The following is a 19,398-nucleotide window of genomic DNA, read 5'->3' on the forward strand; positions in this document are numbered from 1 at the left end:
GTCACGGAGCGTCCACCGTGATCCGGCGACGCTCGAGGTCGATGTGCTCGAGCCGAAGGTGGTGACGGATCTGGCCGAACCGCGCGATCGTCTCGAGCCCGGCGCCCGGCCATTCGATGAAGGCGACCGCGTCCGCGGTGAGATAGTCGGCGAGCAGATCTGGATCCTCGGCGCCGAGATCAGCGAGCCGGTAGAGATCGAGGTGGGCGACGACACTCAGGCCGGTCGGAGCCGGCCCCTCGACCGGGTAGCGGCTCCCGATCGCGAATGTCGGACTCGTGACCGGCACACGTACACCAAGGGCCCGAGCGGCGCCCCGAACCAGCGTCGTCTTGCCGGTCCCGAGCTCCCCGCTCAGCAGCACGACGTCTCCCGGCTGAAGGGACGCCGCCAGTTGGGCACCGAAGCGCTCGGTCCCGGCGCTGTCGGTCGTCTCGACCGTCACCGCCGCCGGGGGGAGATTCGTAGCCGGATCGTGACACCCGCGCCGATCAGGAGCACGCTGGCAACCGTCTCAGGCCACAGGTCGAGGCCGGTGAAGGGCAGGTTCCCCGCGGGAGTCGTCGTGGTCGTCGTGGTGGTGGCCGTCGGCGTTGTCGTCGCCGGGAGCCAGGGGACGCTCGTGACGAGCCGCGTCGTCGGCACCGCCGGTGGAATCCCGGCGGGGAGCGAGGCCGAGGTGGTCGTCGCCGCGGACGCGACGGTGGCGGTCGCCGCGATGATCAGGAGGACAAGGGCCAGCAGACGCATCGTCGGCGACACTGTAGATGTATGCGGTCACGCATCGCCCTCGTCCTGCACCGTCTGCGTGGCTCGGAAACGGGAACGGCCGCGTGGCTGGCGGCCGCGATGATCGCCAACAATCTCATCGCCCTCGGCGCGTCGGTCGCCTTCGCCCGGCTGCTCAGCGACTACGGCGCCCTCGCTGCGCTCATCAGCTACCTGATCATCCTCACGGTGGCTGGCCAGGCTCTCCAGGTGGCGACGGCCCGTGAGGGGGTTCTCGGCCGTCTCGGGACCGGTGATGACCTCCTGCACACCCTTGAACGGTGGTGGCGCACCCTCGCCTGGTTCACAGCCGCGGCAACCGTCGCCTCGATTCTCGCCCGACACCTCATCGCCTCCGTCGTCGGGGTGGCCCACGACCCGGGCGGGAGCTGGGCCGCCGCCGCCGGCATCCCGGCCGGATGCCTCTACCTCGAGCTCTCCGTCCTCCGCGGCGCGTTGCAGTCCGTCGGCGACTTCGCCGGAGTCGGCCTCAGCCTGATCGGCGAGCAGGCAGTCCGACTGCTCGTCGGGGTGACGCTCGCAGCGATCGGACTCGGGGTCGCCGGCGCCTACCTCGGCTCCCTCGCCGCCTACGTCGGAATGTCCGGCTACTGCGCCGTGCGGGTCTACCGGCGCGTCGCCGGCGCAGACCACCGCCGCTGGGGCCCGGGCGACGCCGGCCGTGCCGCACTCGGCTTTGGCCGCCACGTGCGCCACGCCGCGATCCCGATCCTCGGGCTCGCCGTCATCCAGCTGCTCCAGAACGTCGATCTGATCATCGCCAAGCACCGGATGAGCAACCGGGTCGACAGCTCCTATGCGGTCGCCGCCGTCGCCGCGAAGGTCCTCATCTGGGTCGCGATGGGGGCGAGCTTCCACCTCGTCCCCGAGACCTCCCGACGGGCCCAGGCGGGGCAGGGCACGCGGGCCGTGCTCGGCCGATCAGTCGCGATCATCGCCGTCTGCGCGCTGCCGTGTCTGGCGATCTTCGCCGTCGGCGCCCACCCGCTGCTGTCCCTCGTGTTCGGCGCACGGCGAGCGATCGCCTCCTCCTCCCTGCTACCCCTCGGCGCCGCCTTCACCGTGCTCGCGGGAACCTATCTCGCCGTTCAGTACATGCTCGCCCTGCGGCGCGTGTGGTTTCTTCTCGCCCTCGCAATCGTCGCCGCTCTCGAGCCGGTGTTGTTGTTGGACGCCTCGCACCGTCCGGCGGCGTTCGCCGCCGTCGTTCTCGCCGTTCAGACGCTCGGAGCGGTGCTCGCCTTCACCCTCGCTCTCCTCCCCGGCCCGCGGCGGCCGCCCGCGTTTCAGAACAGATCGAGTTGACCCTCCACGTCCGCTGCGAGATCCGCAGCCGGCGGGTCGCGCTGTGCCGGCGGACCGGGCTGGACCGGCGGGCCGAGCGCGAGCAGCGCGGGCAGGCGTGCAAAGTCCTCTCGTAGGACGTCGACCATCGATCGGGTGTAAAGCGCGGCGGCCGGGTGCAGAAGCGGATAGAGCCGCACGCGTCGCGGACCGATCAGCCGCTCCTCCGCCTGCCCGTGTATGCGGGTGATGCCGGTCGGGTCACCACGCAACAGCTTGGTGGCGAAGTTGCCGAGCGTCGCCACGACAGTCGGCTCGATCAGCTCGATCTGGGCAAACAGGTAGTGCTGGCAGGCCTGCAGCTCGTGCGGGTGAGGGTCTCGGTTCCCAGGCGGTCGACACTTGAGCGTGTTCGCGATGAACACGTCCGCGCGGGTCAGGCCGATCTCCTCAAGGAGTTGCTCGAGCAGCTGCCCGGCCTGGCCGACGAAGGGCACCCCGCGCTCGTCCTCGGTCCGACCGGGCGCCTCACCGACGAACATCAATGCAGCGTCGGCGTTACCCGAGCCGAACACGACGGTCGTGCGGGTCTCCGCCAGTCCACAGTCACGACAGACACGGGCCTGCTCATAGACCGCCTTGAGCCGCTCCCGACGCTCGCTCGGGCTGAGATGGACGAGGTCGCCTGGCACCGTGACGTACAATCATCGCAAGCTCACCGGTATCTCCGCGGAGAACTGGATTTGCCACCCTCACCGCCCAACCTTCAGCCCATGCGCGTGGCCGTGCTCGGAGCCGGCCGTCTCGGAACCGCTCTCGCGGCGTCGCTTGTCGCTGCGGGCTTGGACGCCATCGGTCCGGTAGGCCGCGGGGAGATCGGTCGCCTGATGGCCGAGCGCCTCACCGTCGTGATGCTCTGCGTCCCCGATGCCTCGATCGCGACGGTCGCCGCGAAGTTTCCGCCCGAACAGCGGCTTGGGCACTGTTCAGGTGCCCTCGGACTCGACGTACTCGGCAGGCGATCGGGCCTCAGCCTCCATCCGCTCACCTCCCTCACCGGTGCCGAAGCGTCCCTCGCCGGCGTCGGGGCCGCCCTCGACGCGACCGATACCGAGGCGCTCACGGTGGCCCAGAGCCTCGCGCGGAGTCTCGGAATGCGCCCCTTCCGGATCGCCTCGGAGGACCGCGCCGCCTACCACGCGGCGGCGAGCTGCGCGGCGAACTTCCTTGTCACCGTCGAGGCGGCAGCCGAACGGATCGCCGCGACCGCGGGCGTGTCCCGGGATCTACTGGTCCCGCTCGTCCGTGCTGCCGTCGAGAACTGGGCGACGCTTGGACCGGAGCGAGCCCTCACGGGACCGATCGCCCGGGGCGACGTTGGGACCGTGGCTCGTCAGCGCGAGGCGCTCACCGAGCGAACCCCCGAGCTCGTCGCGCTGTTTGACGCCCTCGTCCAGGCGACCGAGGATCTCGCCCGTGCGGCGCGAGCGGTGACCGCATGAGGTCGGTCACCACCGTCGCCGACCTCCGCCGGACGCTCGAACCGAGCCGCCGCGGCGGGGACCGGATCGGGCTCGTGCCGACGATGGGGGCTCTCCACGCCGGGCACCTCTCCCTGATCGCGCGAGCCCGAGCGAGCTGCGACGTCGTCGTCGTCTCCCTGTTCGTGAATCCGACGCAGTTCAACGACGGAGCCGACCTCGCCGCCTACCCGCGGAGCATCGACCGCGACGCCGAACTCGCGCGCGGTGCGGGCGCCGACATCCTGTTCGCGCCGACGGTGGCGGAGGTCTACCCCGCCGGATTTCGCACCACGGTGTCCCTGTCTGGACTCACTGAGGTCCTCGAGGGTGCCCAACGGGGCCGGGGACACTTTGACGGCGTCAGCACCGTCGTCACGAAGCTGCTGAACATGGTCGGTCCGGACGTCGCGTTCTTCGGGCAGAAGGACGCTCAGCAGGCCCTCGTCGTCGCTGCCCTCGTACGCGACCTCAACATCCCCACGACAATCGAAACCTGTCCGACCGTCCGCGAGGCTGACGGCCTCGCCCTCTCGAGCCGAAACGTTCACCTCTCCCCCACCGACCGCGAACGGGCACTCGCCCTCCAGCGTGCCCTTCACGTCGCCGACGAGCTGATCAGCGCGGGCGAGCACCGCCCGGAGATCGTGCTCGACGCCGCCCGCGCCGTGCTCGGCCGGGCGGGATTGGAACCCGAATACCTCGTCCTCACGCGGCCCGACGACCTCGTGCCCGTCACGCGGATCGACGGCCCCGTCCTCGCCCTCGTCGCCGCACGGGTCGGACAGACCCGGCTGATCGACAACCGTCTCATCACCCCCGCCCCCAGACCAAACCGCCAGGTGACCGCCCCATGCTGAGAACGATGCTCAAGTCCAAGATCCACCGTGCGACGGTGACCGACTGCGACCTCCATTACGTCGGCTCGATCACCGTCGACCCGGAGCTGCTGGAGGCGGCCGACATCCGTGAGTTCGAACAGGTCGCCGTCGTCGACGTCAACAACGGCGCACGGTTTGAGACCTACACGATCGCGGGCACCCGCGGGTCCGGGGAGATGAAGGTCAACGGCGCCGCCGCCCGGCTTGTCCATCGACAGGACACGATCATCGTCATCTCCTACGGGGTATATGACCCCGAGGACCTGGAGTTCTACACCCCGACCGTCGTGCACGTGAACGCCGACAACTCGATTCTCGCGGTCGACCGCGAACCCGCCACGCTCCTCACCCAGCCGGCCGTCTGAAAGGACCCCCCACCATGTCCGCCGCCCCCACCGCCCCGCCCGTCGGGGCCACGCCCGCCCCGGTGACCCTCACCACGCTCGCCGGGTTTCACGCTCGCGGGGAGCCGATTGTGATGGTCACCGCGTATGACTTCCCGTCCGCGCGGGCCGCTGACGCCGCCGGCGTCGATCTCGTGCTCGTCGGCGACTCGGGGGCCCAGGTCGTGCTCGGGCACCCGTCAACGGTCGCGGTCAGCGTCGAGGAGATGCTCGTCCTCTCCCGCGCCGTGCGCCGGGGTCTCGTCACGCCCCTGCTCGTCTGTGACCTGCCCTTCGGCTCCTATGAGGAGTCCGACGCCCAGGCGATCGCGACCGCGATGCGGTTCGTCAAGGAGGCGGGCGCCGACGCGGTCAAGCTCGAGCGCGGCAACGCGACGTCCGTCGCTCGGGCGCGAGCGATCGTCGACGCCGGCGTCCCGGTGATGGGGCACGTCGGCCTCACCCCGCAGACAAGCGCGGCGCTCGGGGGGCTCCGGGCCCAGGGCAAGAGCACCGCCGCCGCCCTGAAGATCGTGCGCGAGGCGCTCGCGCTGCAGGAGGCCGGCTGCTTCGCGATCGTTCTCGAGGCGATCCCGGCCGCCGTCTCGGCCGAGCTCGTCCCGATGCTCGAGGTACCGACGATCGGGATCGGCGCTGGACCGGCAACCGACGGTCAGGTCCTCGTCTTCCACGACCTCCTCGGCATCCGCGACGGTGCCGGCGCGAAGTTCGTGCGCCGCTACGCGGACCTGCAGGAGGAGATGGTCGCCGGGGTGGCCGCCTACGCCGAGGATGTGCGCAGCCGCCGCTTCCCCGGTCCAGAGAACAGCTACGGGATCGATGAGGCCGTGCTGACGAGTTTCCGGGCCGCCCTCAGCGAGCTGTGAGCGCGGCTCGGCGTCGGGGCGGGTCCCACGACCCGCCCCGGCGTCACACCCCATAACATCCCCCCCATGCCGCGTCTGCCTCAGGTGTTCGGTCCGCGTGACCGCGCCTACTTCGAGCTCTTCGAGGAGGCGGGCGTCAACGTGTTCAAGGCGGCGACCCTGCTCGAGGAGATGCTCACGAACTTTCCCGACTCCAAGCCGCTGGGAGAGCAGATTCGCCTGTGCGAGCATGAGGGGGACCGGATCACCCACGACATCATCGATCGGCTCAACCACAGCACGGTGACGCCGATCGATCGTCAGGACGTGCTCGCGCTCGCCTCCGCCCTCGATGACATCGTCGACTTCACAGAAGAGGTCTCCGACTACCTTGATCTGTACAAGATCGAGGCGCCGATGGACCAGTCGATCCGTCTCGCTCGGGTGCTCAAGGAGGCCGCCCGGCACATCTCCGAAGCGCTTCCCCGCCTCCGTGGCTTCCGTGACCTCTCCCACTACACGGTTGAGGTGAACCGCCTCGAGAATGAGGGTGACCGGATCACTCGGGAGGCGGTCGCCTCGCTGTTTGACGGCGGCATCGACCCGATGGTCGTGATCCGCTGGAAGGATCTGTTCGAGCGCCTCGAGGCCGCCATCGATGCCGCGGAGCACGCCGCGAACATCATGGAGGGCATCGTGATCAAGAACGGTTAGCGTCAATCGGACGCAGCACCCGGGCCGGGACACCGGCGGCGACCGTACGCGCCGGGATGTCGCGAGTGACGACCGAGTTCGCACCGATCACCGCGCGCTCACCGATGCTGACCCCGCCGGTCACCACGACGTGGGCACCAAGCCAGACGTTGTCTCCAAGCCGGGTCGGCCCCGTGGTCGTGAATCCCTGCCAGGGCACGGGGACGTTCGGATCGTCAAAGCGGTGGTCGGCGTCGGTGACAAGGCAGCCGTTGGCGAGCATGCAATAGGCGCCGATCTCGACGCGCTGCTGGGCGGCGATCATCACCCCGAGGTTGAGGAACGATCCGGCGCCGATGCGGATGTGCGCATCCGGTCCACCGGTGATCCACACCCCGGGTTCAAGCAGCGCGTGCTCGCCGATCTCGAGCCGGCCATCGCGGAGCATCTCGAGCGCCTCACCGTGGATGGGCCCCTTGGCGTAGGCGCGCCGACGCGCCAGCTCATAGTGAAGTGCGGCCCGGCGCCACGGGCGCCGGGCTCTCCCGTACCAGCGCCATTTCACCAGCCACAGGCGGGCGTCCGACGGGCTGATCACGCGGCCATCTGCCTCACCGACGGCACCTCGGGCAGGAGCGGCACGAGGAAGCGCCCGGTTTCCGAACCTGTCGTCTGCCAGTTCGCGGCGATCACCTCCGGTGACCCGGTTGCGAGGATCATCCCTCCCCCCTCCCCTCCCTCGGGCCCCAGGTCGATGAGATGGTCTGACACCTTGATGACGTCGAGATTGTGCTCGATCACGACGATCGAGTTGCCCGCATCGACGAGACGTTGCAGCACCTCCAACAGTCGCTGGATGTCGGCGAAGTGCAGGCCGGTCGTGGGCTCGTCGAGGATATAGATCGTCCGTCCTGTCGCGACCTTCGCCAACTCCGCGGCGAGCTTCACACGCTGGGCCTCCCCGCCAGACAGCGTCGTCGCCGGCTGACCGAGGCGCATGTAGCCGAGGCCGACGTCAAAGAGCGTCTGAACCCGCCGGTTGATCTTCGGAATGTGGGCGAAGAACGCCAAGGCCTCTTCAATGGGCATCTCGAGCACCTCAGCGATGTTCTTGCCCTTGAACCGGACCTCGAGCGTCTCCCGGTTGTAGCGCTTGCCCTGACACTGCTCGCAGGGGACGTACACATCGGGCAGGAAGTGCATCTCGATCTTGATCTGCCCGTCACCGGCGCAGACCTCACAGCGCCCGCCCTTGACGTTGAAGGAGAACCGACCCGGCTTGTACCCCCGTGCGCGAGCCTCCGGCGTGCGGCTGAACAGGTCCCGGATCTGGTCGAACAGACCGATGTAGGTCGCAGGATTTGACCGCGGCGTCCGGCCGATCGGGGATTGGTCGACGGCGATGATCTTGTCGAGCTGATCGAGCCCCTCGATCGTCCCATGTCGTCCCGGGCGGAGCTTCGCCCTGTTGAGGCGGCTCGCGGCCGCCTTGTAGAGGATCTCGTTGACGAGGGTCGACTTTCCGGACCCGGACACGCCCGTGACCGTACACAGCACACCGAGGGGAATCTCGACGTCGATGCTCTTGAGGTTGTTCTCGGCGGCCCCGGTGATTCGCACCCACCCTGAGGGAGAGCGCCGCTGGGCGGGCAACTCGATCGCCAACCGGCCCGAGAGGTACTGCCCGGTGAGCGACCGCTTGTTTTTGGCCACCTGGGCGGGAGTCCCGGCGGCGACGACGTGTCCGCCGTGCTCGCCCGCGCCCGGACCGATGTCGATGAGATGGTCGGCGGCACGGATGGTATCCTGATCGTGCTCGACCACCAGCACCGTGTTGCCGACGTCACGAAGGGCCCGGAGCGTGCCGATCAGCCGCTCGTTGTCTCGCTGGTGGAGCCCGATCGACGGCTCGTCAAGGATGTAGAGCACGCCAACGAGGGACGACCCGATCTGGGTCGCCAAACGGATGCGCTGGGCCTCCCCGCCCGACAGCGTCGCAGCGGCTCGCTCCATCGACAGGTACCCGACGCCGACGTTGTCGAGGAAAGTGAGCCGCTCGTTGATCTCCCGCAGAATCAGTCGGGCGATCCGCCGGTCGTGCTCGGTCAGGTCGAGATCGGCGAGCCAGGCGCGAGCCCGCGTCACCGACAGGGCGCAGAACTGATGGATCGCCGTGTTCTGGACGAGAACGGCACGCGATTCGGGTCGCAACCGCGCACCCCGGCAGTCCGGGCACGGCCGCAGAGTCATGTACTCCTCGATCTTCTCCTTGGCGAAGTCCGACTCCGTTTCGCGATAGCGGCGCTCAAGCGCGGGCACGATGCCCTCGAACCGTGTTTGGTATGAGCGGCGGCGCCCGAACGAGTTCCGATAGGAGACCTGCAGCCGCTCGTCGCCGGTCCCGTCGAGGAAGAAGGCCCGCTCGGCCGCCGGAAGCTCTTCCCAGGGGACGTTGATGTCGATCCCGTAACGCGCGGCGATCGCCTCCGTGAGCTTCTCGTAATAGTCGCTGGCACCACCGACCCACGGTGCGATCGCCCCCTGGGCGATCGACAGGCCCGGATCGGGGATCACAAGATCGGGGTCGATCTCCATCTGGGCCCCGAGTCCCGTGCAGCGCGGACAGGCACCGTGGGGCGCGTTGAAGGAGAAAACCCGTGGCTCGAGTTCGATGAGACTGGGACCGTGCTCGGGGCAGGCGAACCGCTCGCTGTAGGTCTGGATCCGCTCAGGGGCATCCGCGGGCGCGTCGACGAGCTCGATCTCCACCAGTCCGTCCGCGAGCGTCACGGCCGTCTCAATCGAGTCGGCGAGCCGCTTGCGCAGGTCGTGCTTCATCACGAGCCGATCGACGACGACGGCGATGTCGTGCTTGAGCTTCTTGTCAAGCACAATCGGCTCGTCGAGACGGATGATCGCCCCATCGATCTTCACGCGTCCGAACCCCTCGTTGCGCAATTCCTCGAGCGGCTTGGTGTACTCGCCCTTGCGGCCCCGCACGATCGGAGCGAGCACCATGAACCGGGTGCCCTCAGCGAGGTCCATCACCTGATCGATGATCTGCTCGGCCGATTGCCCGGTGATCGGGCGCCCGCAGAGGTGACAGTGGGGTTGTCCGATGCGGGCCCACAGCAGCCTCAGGTAGTCGTAGATCTCGGTGACCGTTCCGACCGTCGAGCGCGGATTGCGTGAGGTCGTCTTCTGGTCGATGGAGATCGCCGGGGACAGCCCCTCGATCGAGTCAACGTCGGGCTTGTCCATCTGGCCGAGAAACTGCCGGGCATAAGCGGACAGGGACTCGACGTACCGACGTTGGCCCTCAGCGTAGATCGTGTCAAAGGCGAGCGACGATTTGCCCGACCCCGACAGACCGGTGATGACGGTCAGCGACCCGCGTGGAATCGCCACCGTGATGTCCTTGAGGTTGTGCTCCCGAGCCCCGGAGACGATCAGCTGATCCACACCGAGAGAGGATAGGGGCACGAACGGACGTTCGTCTCCCTATCGACCAGCGATGCGGTCAGCCGCTGACCTTATCCCTCCACGGAGGCGTAGACCTCGTCAAGCAGGCGTGCGCGGTCCCCGAGCTGGAAGTTCTCGGCCAGGTAACGGTCGGTCTCCTCCCGCGGCGTCCCGTTGAGCGCCATATTGAGGGCGACAAGTCGAGCCCCCTCGATATCGTCGTCGCCGTCCACGGCGAACGAGCCCATGGTCTTCTCGGACGACGCCTCCGCGCTCGGCGTCCGGGCGCTCCTGGCGCGCACCGGCACCTCTGCAAACGCGGCGGTTGCCGTCTCCTCCTCCTCCTCATCATCATCATCATCGAGGATCGGAGCGGTCGCGCGCGTCGAGGATGAACCGAGTGCACCAGCCCCGGCTCGTGGGTGGCGAGTCCCAAAACTCGACGGTTCGGCCTCGAACCTCGGACGCGGCGCGACGGCCGTCTTCACCTCATCCAGGTTGCCCTCGAGCAGTTGCAAGTCGGCATTGAGCCGGTTCGAGCCCGTACGCAGCGCTTCGAGTAGTGCGGACAGCTCCGATTCCATCGCGTCCAAGCGCTGGAGCATCACTGAGGTCGACTCCGATACCTGCCCGACGTAGTCCCGCGCCTGGGCACTCGCCTGCTGACGGACCGTTGCCGCCTCCTGTGAGGCCTCGGCGCGGATATCGGCCGCATCCTCCTCGGCCTGGGCGGTGATCGCTGCCGCGCTCGATTCGGCGGCCTCGACGATCGCCTTGACCTGGGCCGAGGCGGCCGACGCGAGCGTCTCGGTCCGCCGCCGCGAGGTCGACTTGATCCGGTCAACCTCGTCCGCGACCGCGGCGAGGTGGGCGTCGACGGCGTCGGGGTCGTATCCGCGCCGGCCGATCGGAAAATCCTTCTTCTCTATTACCTGTCGTTCAAGAGCCACGTGCGAGAGACTACCCGACGGTGAGGTCGAGTTGGCGCCGCAGATCGCGGATCTCGTCTCGGAGCCGGGCCGCATATTCAAAACGGAGGTCCTCCGCGGCTGCGAGCATCTCCTCCTCCAGTTCGACGATCGACTTCTCAAGCTCAGCGGCCGGCACCCCTTCCGCAATCTGGCGCCGCCGACGCCTGGACTTGGGGACCTTGGATTCGGACTGCAGAAACTCAGCGATATCAGAGATGCCCTTGGTGATCGACTCGGGGGTGATGCCGTGGGACTCGTTGTAGGCGACCTGAATCGCCCGACGTCGATCGGTCTCCTCGATCGCCGCACGCATTGCCGCCGACTCCTTGTCCGCGTACATCAGCACGCGACCGTCGACATGACGCGCCGCCCGCCCGATCGTCTGGATGAGCGAGGTCGCGCCGCGTAGGAAGCCCTCCTTGTCCGCGTCGAGAATCGCCACGAGACTCACCTCGGGGAGGTCGAGCCCCTCGCGCAGCAGGTTGACCCCGACGAGGACGTCGTACTGGCCGAGGCGGAGTTCGCGGATGATCTGGATGCGTTCGAGCGTGTCGATCTCCGAATGCAGATAGCGAACCTTGAACCCCATCTCGAGGAGGTAGTCGCTGAGGTCCTCGGACATCTTCTTGGTGAGGGTCGTGACGAGCACGCGCTCGTCACGCTCAACCCGAGTTCGGATCTCGTTCATCAGGTCATCGATCTGGTTGCGCGTCTCACGCACCTCAATCTCCGGGTCGACGATCCCGGTCGGACGGACGATCTGCTCGACGATCCGGTCCGCATGGGTGCGCTCGTACTCCCCGGGGGTGGCAGAGACGAACACGATCTGTGGCGTGATCGAGAGGAACTCCTGGAAGGTCTGGGGACGGTTCCCCATCGCGCTGGGCAAGCGGAAGCCGTATTCGACGAGGGTGTTCTTGCGTGAGCGGTCACCCTCGTACTGGCCGCCGATCTGGGGAACCGTCTGATGGGACTCGTCGATAAAGCAGACAAAATCGTCAGGGAAGTAATCGATCAGGCAGTAGGGCCGCTCACCCGGCTTGCGCCCGTCGAGGATCTCCGAGTAGTTCTCGATCCCACTGCAGAACCCCATCTCACGCAGCATTTCCATGTCGTACTGGGTGCGCTGGCGGAGGCGGTGGGATTCCAGCAGCTTTCCCTGCTGCTCGAACTCCGCGCACCGGGCCTCGAGCTGACGCCCGATCTCGGCCACCGCATCATCGATGTGTCCCTCGCGGACGTTGTAGTGGCTGGCCGGCCAGATCGCGACGTGCTCGAGCCCGTCCTCGAGCACCTCACCCGTCACGCTGTCGAAGTGCTGGAGGTGCTCGACTTCGTCACCGAAGAGCACGACTCGGTAGGCGGTCTCCGCATAGGCGGGCCAGATCTCCAGTGTCTCGCCGCGAACCCGGAAGGTGCCGCGGGCGAGCGCGGTGTCGTTGCGGGTGTACTGGATCGAGACGAGCTTGCGCAGCAGTCGGTCGCGATCGATCATCTCGCCCTGACGGATCACCTGGAGGTTCTCGTCATAGACCTCAGGAGAACCGAGACCGTAGATGCTCGACACCGACGCGACGATGATCACGTCGCGGCGGGCGAACAGCGCGGCGGTCGCGGCGTGTCGGAGACGGTCGATCTCCTGGTTGATCGCAGAGTCCTTCTCGATGTACAGGTCTTTGGACGGGACGTAGGCTTCGGGCTGGTAGTAGTCGTAGTACGAGACGAAGTATTCGACGGCGTTGCGCGGAAAATAGGAGCGGAACTCATTGCACAACTGCGCCGCCAAGGTCTTGTTGTGCGCGAGCACAAGGGCCGGTTTCTGGACCGCCTCGATCGTGGCCGCCATCGTCATCGTCTTACCGGTCCCGGTCGCGCCAAGCAGGGTCATCGCGCGCTCCCCGGCGGTGATCCCTTCGGCAAGGCTGGTGATCGCCCGCGGCTGATCGGCGGTCGGCGCGTAGCTGGCATCGAGCTCGAATTTCGGCACAATCGCATTAAACCGCGCCGGTAGGTCAGCCTTTGACCGCAATGAGGGGGTACGCAACTTCGCCGCCGGCCGGTCGTTCGAGACCCATGCGCGCGTCCTTCCCCACCCCCCTCAAGCTCCGCCGTCGGCACCGGCTGCTCGCGATGCTCGGCACATGCGTCGTGATGCTCGGCCTCCAACTCGGGTCGGCGGCGGCCCAGACGCGATCGCTGCGCGCGGTCCACTACGACGGCGTGGTCATCCACGTCCCCTCCGGATGGCCGGTCTTCGACCTCTCGCCGACGTCCCGGACCTGCGTCCGGTTCAACCGCCACGCACTGTACCTCGGGCGACCGGGGCAATCCGAGGCCTGTCCGGTGCACAGCGCCGGCCGAACTGAAGCGATCCTCGTCGAGCCGACAGGGTCGTCCGGAACGGGCGCGGGACTGTATGGGCCAGACGTCACGATTCACCGGCGGGGGCGGGTGACGATCACGGCAACCTGGCGCAACGATCCCAACCTCATTCGGCGGGCACTCGATCTGCGAACCCTGTCTGGCTCTCGTGCGCCCGTCCAGACTGATCTTCGTCGAGCTCGGCGCGTCTCAGGCGAGGAGGCCGCCGCGCCCGGCTCCGTGTTCGCCGGCGAGGGATTCGACGCCTGCTCGACCCCGTCGGAGCAGACGATGTCCCAGTGGCGCGCATCCTCCCCCTACGGCGCCGTCGGGGTGTACATCGGCGGCGAGAACATGGCCTGCTCGCAACCCAACCTCTCCGCAGCTTGGGTCGACACCGAGTCGGCGGCCGGCTGGCACATCGTGCCGATCTACGTTGGCCTGCAGGCCCCGCAGAACACGTGCGGCTGCGCGGGGATCACGCCCGCGCAGGCGACCTCAGAAGGTACCGCGGCGGCCACCGATGCTGTCTATGACGCCCAGAGCATCGGGCTCGGTCCAGGCAATCCGATCTACGACGACATGGAGGGGTACCCGCGAGAAAGCGCAAATAGCCCGGCGGTGCTCGCCTTCCTCCAGGGCTGGACCGAACAGCTCCATGCCGACGGCTACCTGTCAGGGATCTACAGCAGCGACAACTCGGGGATCGCCGATCTCGTCTCACAGGTCGGAACTGGGTACGTCGAGCCCGATGACATCTGGATCGCCAACTGGAACGGCCAGGCGAGCACGTCCGATCCGAACGTTCCGAGCGGCGACTGGGCATCCAACCAGCGGCTGCACCAGTATCAGGGGGCAACAAACGCCACCTATGGCGGCACGACGATCAATATCGACAACGACTACGTCGACGGGGCCACCGCCGCCTACGGCGCGAGTTCTTCCGCACCCCCGACGATCACCGCAGTGCCGTCAGCGACCTCCCCACCGATCGTCGAGGGGGTACCCGTCGTCGGTCAAACCCTGGTCGAGAGCCATGGCGGATGGAGTCAGTCTCCGAGCACCTACGGCGTGCAGTGGTTCCGGTGCACGAGCGCCGCGACTGGGTGTGCCCCGATCAGCGGAGCAAGCGGCCAGACGTACACGCTCACGCCCGCCGATGCCGGTCACACCGTCCTCGCGACCGAGGTAGCCGCCAACGCTCTGGGCACGAGCGCCGCCACCGCATCGGCTCCGACCGTCCCGATCGCAGCGAAACCGTCCGGTTACTGGTCCTTCAGCGCGGCGGGAGCGGTCTATAACAGCGAGTACGAGCCGCTGTGGGGCTCGCCCGCTTCAGCCGGACAGAACGACTTCACCGGAATGGCCGCGACGGGCGGCGGGCGGGGCTATTGGCTCGTTACTCGATACGCCGTGGTCGATGCCTTTGGAGACGCCACCCGCCTGCCGCGCATCTTCGTCGCGCATCCGGTCGACGGGATCGTGCGGTCTCCCGCGGGCGGCTACTGGCTCTACACCGCCGAGGGGAACGTCTATCCAAGCAGCGGCACCCCCTTCTACGGGTCCGCCGCACACAGCCATCTCTACGACGTCACCGGGATGGCCTCGCTCCCGAACGGCCCGGGCTACTGGCTCGTCACCCGGATGGGAAGGGTGCTCGCCTTTGGTCACGCCCCGCAACTCCCGGCGATCCGGCCGCTGCATCCGGTCATCGGCATCGTCGCCGGACCGAACCATGGCTACTGGCTCTACACCGCCGAGGGCAACGTCTACAACAGCGAGCGGGTTCCGTTCTACGGCTCACCCAAGGTGGCGGGCATCGTCGGGATGATCGCGACTCCGGACGGCCGCGGCTACTGGCTGATCTCTCGAACCGGAGTGGTGTACGCCTACGGAGACGCCGCCCGCTACCCGAATCCGACCCTCACGGGAGGGTCGGTGGTCGGGATCGCGGGCTAGCGCCTCCGTCGATCTCAGGCGACGGACGCAGCCGGGACCGGCGTGGTCCCTGACAGGGGGAGGACGATTGTCTCCTCCGAGGACTCCTCCAGGGTCTTGCCCATCGGCTCGGGGAGAGCGACGAGAGTGAGGCCGATCCCGACGAGGGAGACGACGGCCATGATCTCCATCACGCCGGAGATGCCGATGGACTTCAGCAGGTGCGGGACGATGAGCGCGCCGAGGAACGCCCCGAACTTCCCGGATCCGGCCGAGATGCCTTCACCGAGCCCACGAACCGACGTGGGAAAGACCTCTGACGGGTAGACGAACGTGGTGACGTTGGGACCGAACTCGGTGAAGAAGTAGCTAATGCCGAACAGGATGAGGAACGGCGCCGTATCCGTGGCGGCACCTGGAATCAGGCCGATCGCACCGAACGCGATCGCCATCATCGTGAATCCCTGCCACTGGATCCGCTTGCGGCCGATCCGGTCCATCAGCCAGACAGCCATCCAATATCCCGGGAAGGCCGCGACCACGAAGATCGCGAGCGACGTGAGCGTGTGGGCGAGCAGAGTGCCGTGGGGCTCGAGTTGCTTGAGGATGAGCGGGCTGGACACCGAATTGCCATAGAAGGCGATGTCGAGCAGGAACCACGATCCGGCCGTTCCGATCAGCCGGAGCAGGAACGGGCGGCTGGTGAGCCTGGCACGAACGTTCGGCAGGCTCGAACGGGCGGCACCGTGAGCTTGGCGGTGGCCGTTGGTACTTGGCTGAGCGCCATCCCCAAGCGTCCAGCTCACCGCTTCAGCGGCACCGGCGACATCCCCTTCAACGACGAGCCGGAAGCGTGGGGTCTCCTTGATCTTGCGACGGAGGTAGACAACCGAGAGCGCGGGGATCGCGCCGAGGCCGAGCATCACGCGCCAGGCGACGTGGGTCGAGACGCCGGCTCCGAGGAAGACCGAGGCGATCGCCGGGCCGGCGATGAGACCGAAGGCCTGCATGGCGAAGACGGTGCCGACGAGTCGGCCGCGCGACCGCCGGTTCGCATATTCGGCGGTGATGACCGACGACGTGGCGTAGTCGCCACCGACGCCGATGCCCACGATGATCCGGAAGATGAGGAGGGAGGTGAAATTCCAGGAGAGTGCTGAGAGCACGGCGCCGAGTGAAAGGAGCGCGATCTCCAGTCCATAGACGCGCTTGCGGCCGAGCCGGTCCATCAACCGCCCGAAGATCAACGCGCCGAAGACCGAAGCGAGCAGCGAGATCGAGTTGAGCAGCGAGATCTGGTTCGTGCTCAGGTGGAAGATCGGCGTGAGCAGGACCGTGACGGTGCCGATGATGAAGAGGTCGTAGGCATCCGTGAAGAAGCCCATCCCTGCGGTGAGCACCGTCAGCCAGTGCTTCTGGCTGATTTCGGCCTCGTCAAGAGGTCGAAAGAGGTCCTCCACCGCTGCCTGCTCGGCCATTACTGCTCCTTTCCGCCGCGTCCGGGAGGGCGCGGCGCTGATCATGCCTTTGTTTCGGGTGTTGCGACCGGAACTATGAAGCCGCCGACGGCCGATTCTGTGAACGACCTGTGAAGACGCGTGTACTTCGTTAAGGAGGGCCGCGTTCCGCGGAACACCATCAAGTACGGCTTGAGAGTTTCCCGCCGAACCCGAGCGGTGCAAATAGGGATCCTGGAGTGCCGGTTCCGTCCGGGCCCCCACGCACAATACGAACATGTGTTCTCCTTCTGCTGCAGCCCCGGGACCAGAGAGCTCCAACACTGGCGTCGCGCGGGCGCTGGAGGACCTTGAGCGCGAGATCTGTGAACTCGCCGCCGATATCGCAGCGGCGACGTGTCGCTGGCTTTCCCTGATCGCTGAGTTCGACGCCCGCGGGGGCTGGGCGGAATGGGGTGTGCATTCGTGTGCTCATTGGCTCTCCTGGCGGCTCGGGATCGGTCTGCGCGCCGGACAGGAGCACGTCCGCGTCGCCCGCGCCCTCGGCGCCCTGCCGCGCCTCAGCGCGGCGTTTGCTGCCGGTCGGCTGAGCTACTCGAAGGTACGGGCGCTCACGCGGGTGGCTCAGCCGGAAACCGAAGAGGATCTGCTGATGATCGCTGAGCACGCCACGGGGGCGCAGATCGAGCGGCTCGTGCGAGGCTACGCGGGGGTGATCCGAGCCACCCGAGCCCAGGCGCTCGAGAACGCGGAGCGGCAGTGCCTCAACTGCGACTGGGACGAGGATGGGATGCTGCGGATCTCCGGGCGGCTCACCGCCGAGGACGGAGCGGCGCTGCTCGGGGTGTTGGAGGCAAATGCGCCCGACGATCGTCTGCTGCCGGCGTCGGCGCGGCGGGCGCGGGCGCTCGGGCGCCTTGTCGACGCCGAGCGCGTCCGGGGTGCGGAGCTCGTCGTTCACGTGGATGTCGGCTCTCTGCCGGCTGAGAGCATTGTCGAGCGGTGTGAGGTCGAGGGCGGTCCTTCGATCGCACCAGAACTCGCGCGCCGATTGGGCTGTGACGGGGCGGTGGTGACGATCCTCGAGCGTGATGGCGAACCGCTCTCGGTGGGCCGCCGCACCCGGGCGATTCCGCCGGCCCTGCGCCGGGCCCTGCGCAGCCGCGATCCCGTCTGCCGATTTCCGGGCTGCACCCACACGCACTTCCTCCACGCCCATCACATACGCCACTGGGCCCAAGGTGGAGAGACGGCGATGTCCAACCTCATCCATCTCTGCAGCGAGCACCATCGACTCGTTCACGAGGGCGGTTACGCGGTCGATCGCGACCGTCGAGGCCATCCCCGATTCTGGGCGCCAGGCGGACGCCCGATCGTCGATGGTTCGGAGCTGGGACGACCATCGGGCCGCTCGCTGCACACGCTCAACGGCGAGCGAGGCGTCGTGACCGACGCCGAGAGCCCACGTCCGCTCTCGGCTGGCGACGGGCTCGACTACGGCATCGCGGTCGAGGGGCTTGCGCGTAAGTGGCTGCCGCCGCCGGACTGGGGTCAGGTGTAGCCGAGTTGAGAGGCGTACTTGTGACGATAGGCCCGCTGGGCTTGCAGGACCTCCTCGACGTAGGCCCGGGTCGCCGGAAAGGGGATGTCACCGAGGCCGAAGCGGTGCCCCTTGCTGTGGGCGCGCAGGATCCAGTGATCGACGTTGGTCTCCCCTCCGTTATAGGCAGCGAGAGCCGCGGTCTCGTCACCACCGAAGCTTCTCAGCAGCTCACTCAGGTAGTAGCTCCCGTAGGCGATGTTCACCGCGGGGGAGCCGAGATCGGACACGTGGAAGCTGGTGGCACCGGACTGGCGCGCGAGGGCGAGGGCGGTCGCCGGCTCAAGCTGCATGAGACCGACGGCGCCGGCCGAGGAGGTTCTCGCGTCGTAGCCGGTCTCGGCGTAGATGACAGCCGCGACGAGGGCAGGATCGAGGCGCTTGGCGTCCGCCTGGTGGACGATGATCGAGCTGTAGCTGAGGGGCAGGGTGAGATCGCGAAGGGCCTTCTGGACGAGCGGCGGAGCGATGCGGACGGCGAAGACGGTCAGCGCAGCGGCGGTCATGAGAACGCCCACCAGCCGCAGAAGGCGGCGGCGACGCGACGGGCGTCGGCGCACGACAGACGCGCGATGGCGAGCCGCGGTGGTACTCATGTATGCAGGATGTCAAGAACGTCAGACAACGTGGCCTCGAGTTCGGATTCAGAGCCGTCGTTTTCGACCACATACGTGGAACGTGCTGCCTTTTCCTGCTGAGAGAGTTGGCGTGCGGTCCGCTCGGCGACGGACGCGTGGCCGCGCGCGGCCGCTCGAGCCGCGCGGACCCCCTCGTTGGCGACGACCGTCAGCGTGACGTCGAAAGTGGACTCCATCCCGGCCTCAAAGAGGAGGGGAACTTCGACGACCGCCGCCCGCGGGAGCGGCACACGTGCCGCCAGGCCGGCCCGCCAACCGGCGATCCGCTCAGCGACCAACGGCCACAGCAGCGACTCAAGCCACCGCCTCAGATCGTCGTCGGCGAACACCGCAGCGGCAAGACGGTCACGGTCCACCCGACCGTCCGGGGCGACGTCGGTACCGAGCCGGCCGACAACCGCGGCGCGGACGGCGGCGGACCGATAGAGATCGTGAACGACGGCATCAGTCGACAGCGTGGCCGCCCCGAGACGCTCGAAGGCGGCCAGCGCGGCCGATTTCCCGGAGCCGATCCCGCCGGTCAGGCCGACAAACGGGATCATGGCTCTCGGGGCG

At 67.7% G+C, this 19,398-nt stretch carries 18 protein-coding genes; 8 read left to right on the forward strand and 10 right to left on the reverse strand.

Annotated features, from left to right (window positions below; genetic code table 11):
• Window position 1: 1 nt before the first annotated feature.
• Both tsaE and M3M55_RS13045 read right to left on the reverse strand, forming a co-directional pair.
• Complete coding sequence (gene tsaE / locus M3M55_RS13040; protein ID WP_249009935.1) at window positions 2–445, reverse strand: tRNA (adenosine(37)-N6)-threonylcarbamoyltransferase complex ATPase subunit type 1 TsaE; 444 nt, start codon at window positions 443–445, stop codon at window positions 2–4.
• Window positions 442–750, reverse strand: coding sequence for a hypothetical protein (locus tag M3M55_RS13045; protein ID WP_249009936.1), 309 nt, complete (start codon window positions 748–750; stop codon window positions 442–444). The genes tsaE and M3M55_RS13045 overlap by 4 nt, the downstream gene beginning before the upstream one ends.
• A 21-nt stretch (window positions 751–771) precedes the next feature.
• Here M3M55_RS13045 and M3M55_RS13050 point away from each other — a divergent pair, with 21 nt between their 5' ends.
• Window positions 772–2,094, forward strand: coding sequence for a hypothetical protein (locus M3M55_RS13050; RefSeq protein ID WP_249009937.1), 1,323 nt, complete (start codon window positions 772–774; stop codon window positions 2,092–2,094).
• On the opposite strand, the gene M3M55_RS13055 is transcribed toward M3M55_RS13050, so the two are convergent.
• A complete protein-coding gene (locus tag M3M55_RS13055; RefSeq protein ID WP_249009938.1) occupies window positions 2,076–2,765 on the reverse strand; it encodes a uracil-DNA glycosylase in 690 nt (229 codons plus the stop codon). The two genes, M3M55_RS13050 and M3M55_RS13055, sit on opposite strands and share 19 nt — an antisense overlap.
• Before the next feature lie 81 nt (window positions 2,766–2,846).
• On the opposite strand from M3M55_RS13055, the gene M3M55_RS13060 reads away from it, so the two are divergent.
• The 5 genes from M3M55_RS13060 to M3M55_RS13080 all read left to right on the forward strand — a co-directional run bounded on the left by M3M55_RS13060 (window position 2,847) and on the right by M3M55_RS13080 (window position 6,437).
• On the forward strand, window positions 2,847–3,575 hold the full coding sequence (locus M3M55_RS13060) for a DUF2520 domain-containing protein (RefSeq protein WP_249009939.1): 729 nt from the start codon (window positions 2,847–2,849) through the stop codon (window positions 3,573–3,575).
• Window positions 3,572–4,453, forward strand: coding sequence for a pantoate--beta-alanine ligase (gene panC, locus M3M55_RS13065; RefSeq protein ID WP_249009940.1), 882 nt, complete (start codon window positions 3,572–3,574; stop codon window positions 4,451–4,453). Before M3M55_RS13060 ends, panC begins: the two co-directional genes overlap by 4 nt.
• Entirely contained in the window at window positions 4,447–4,839 is a 393-nt protein-coding gene (gene panD / locus M3M55_RS13070; protein ID WP_371878700.1) for an aspartate 1-decarboxylase, read from the forward strand. The genes panC and panD overlap by 7 nt, the downstream gene beginning before the upstream one ends.
• 14 nt (window positions 4,840–4,853) lie before the next feature.
• Window positions 4,854–5,744 carry a 3-methyl-2-oxobutanoate hydroxymethyltransferase gene (gene panB, locus M3M55_RS13075; RefSeq protein WP_249009942.1) on the forward strand — a complete coding sequence of 297 codons (891 nt, stop codon included), beginning with the start codon at window positions 4,854–4,856 and terminating at the stop codon, window positions 5,742–5,744.
• A 66-nt stretch (window positions 5,745–5,810) separates the two neighbouring features.
• Window positions 5,811–6,437, forward strand: a complete 627-nt coding sequence (locus M3M55_RS13080) for a DUF47 domain-containing protein (RefSeq protein ID WP_249009943.1) — start codon at window positions 5,811–5,813, stop codon at window positions 6,435–6,437.
• Here M3M55_RS13080 and M3M55_RS13085 read toward each other — a convergent pair.
• From M3M55_RS13085 to uvrB, 4 genes are all read right to left on the reverse strand, one after another.
• Window positions 6,424–7,014, reverse strand: coding sequence for a DapH/DapD/GlmU-related protein (locus M3M55_RS13085; RefSeq protein ID WP_249009944.1), 591 nt, complete (start codon window positions 7,012–7,014; stop codon window positions 6,424–6,426). The genes M3M55_RS13080 and M3M55_RS13085 overlap by 14 nt on opposite strands.
• A complete protein-coding gene (gene uvrA, locus M3M55_RS13090; RefSeq protein WP_249009945.1) occupies window positions 7,011–9,878 on the reverse strand; it encodes an excinuclease ABC subunit UvrA in 2,868 nt (955 codons plus the stop codon). Before uvrA ends, M3M55_RS13085 begins: the two co-directional genes overlap by 4 nt.
• 71 nt (window positions 9,879–9,949) lie before the next feature.
• Window positions 9,950–10,828 carry a DivIVA domain-containing protein gene (locus M3M55_RS13095; protein WP_249009946.1) on the reverse strand — a complete coding sequence of 293 codons (879 nt, stop codon included), beginning with the start codon at window positions 10,826–10,828 and terminating at the stop codon, window positions 9,950–9,952.
• A gap of 10 nt (window positions 10,829–10,838) precedes the next feature.
• Entirely contained in the window at window positions 10,839–12,836 is a 1,998-nt protein-coding gene (uvrB, locus tag M3M55_RS13100; RefSeq protein WP_305883304.1) for an excinuclease ABC subunit UvrB, read from the reverse strand.
• A gap of 86 nt (window positions 12,837–12,922) precedes the next feature.
• Between uvrB and M3M55_RS13105 the strand changes: the two genes are divergently transcribed.
• Window positions 12,923–15,169, forward strand: coding sequence for a DUF1906 domain-containing protein (locus M3M55_RS13105; RefSeq protein ID WP_249009947.1), 2,247 nt, complete (start codon window positions 12,923–12,925; stop codon window positions 15,167–15,169).
• Window positions 15,170–15,183: 14 nt separating this feature from the next.
• Here the strand turns inward: M3M55_RS13105 and M3M55_RS13110 are convergent, their stop codons facing one another.
• Complete coding sequence (locus tag M3M55_RS13110; protein ID WP_249009948.1) at window positions 15,184–16,626, reverse strand: MFS transporter; 1,443 nt, start codon at window positions 16,624–16,626, stop codon at window positions 15,184–15,186.
• Between the two features lie 256 nt (window positions 16,627–16,882).
• Here M3M55_RS13110 and M3M55_RS13115 point away from each other — a divergent pair, with 256 nt between their 5' ends.
• Window positions 16,883–18,166: an HNH endonuclease signature motif containing protein gene (locus tag M3M55_RS13115; RefSeq protein ID WP_249009949.1), complete on the forward strand. Its 1,284-nt coding sequence runs from the start codon at window positions 16,883–16,885 to the stop codon at window positions 18,164–18,166.
• On the opposite strand, the gene M3M55_RS13120 is transcribed toward M3M55_RS13115, so the two are convergent.
• Window positions 18,157–18,723 carry a lytic transglycosylase domain-containing protein gene (locus tag M3M55_RS13120; protein WP_249009950.1) on the reverse strand — a complete coding sequence of 189 codons (567 nt, stop codon included), beginning with the start codon at window positions 18,721–18,723 and terminating at the stop codon, window positions 18,157–18,159. The genes M3M55_RS13115 and M3M55_RS13120 overlap by 10 nt on opposite strands.
• Before the next feature lie 74 nt (window positions 18,724–18,797).
• Window positions 18,798–19,385, reverse strand: coding sequence for a dephospho-CoA kinase (gene coaE, locus M3M55_RS13125; protein WP_249009951.1), 588 nt, complete (start codon window positions 19,383–19,385; stop codon window positions 18,798–18,800).
• Window positions 19,386–19,398: the final 13 nt, after the last annotated feature.

Source organism: Conexibacter sp. DBS9H8 (genome assembly GCF_023330685.1).
Lineage (GTDB): Bacteria > Actinomycetota > Thermoleophilia > Solirubrobacterales > Solirubrobacteraceae > Palsa-465.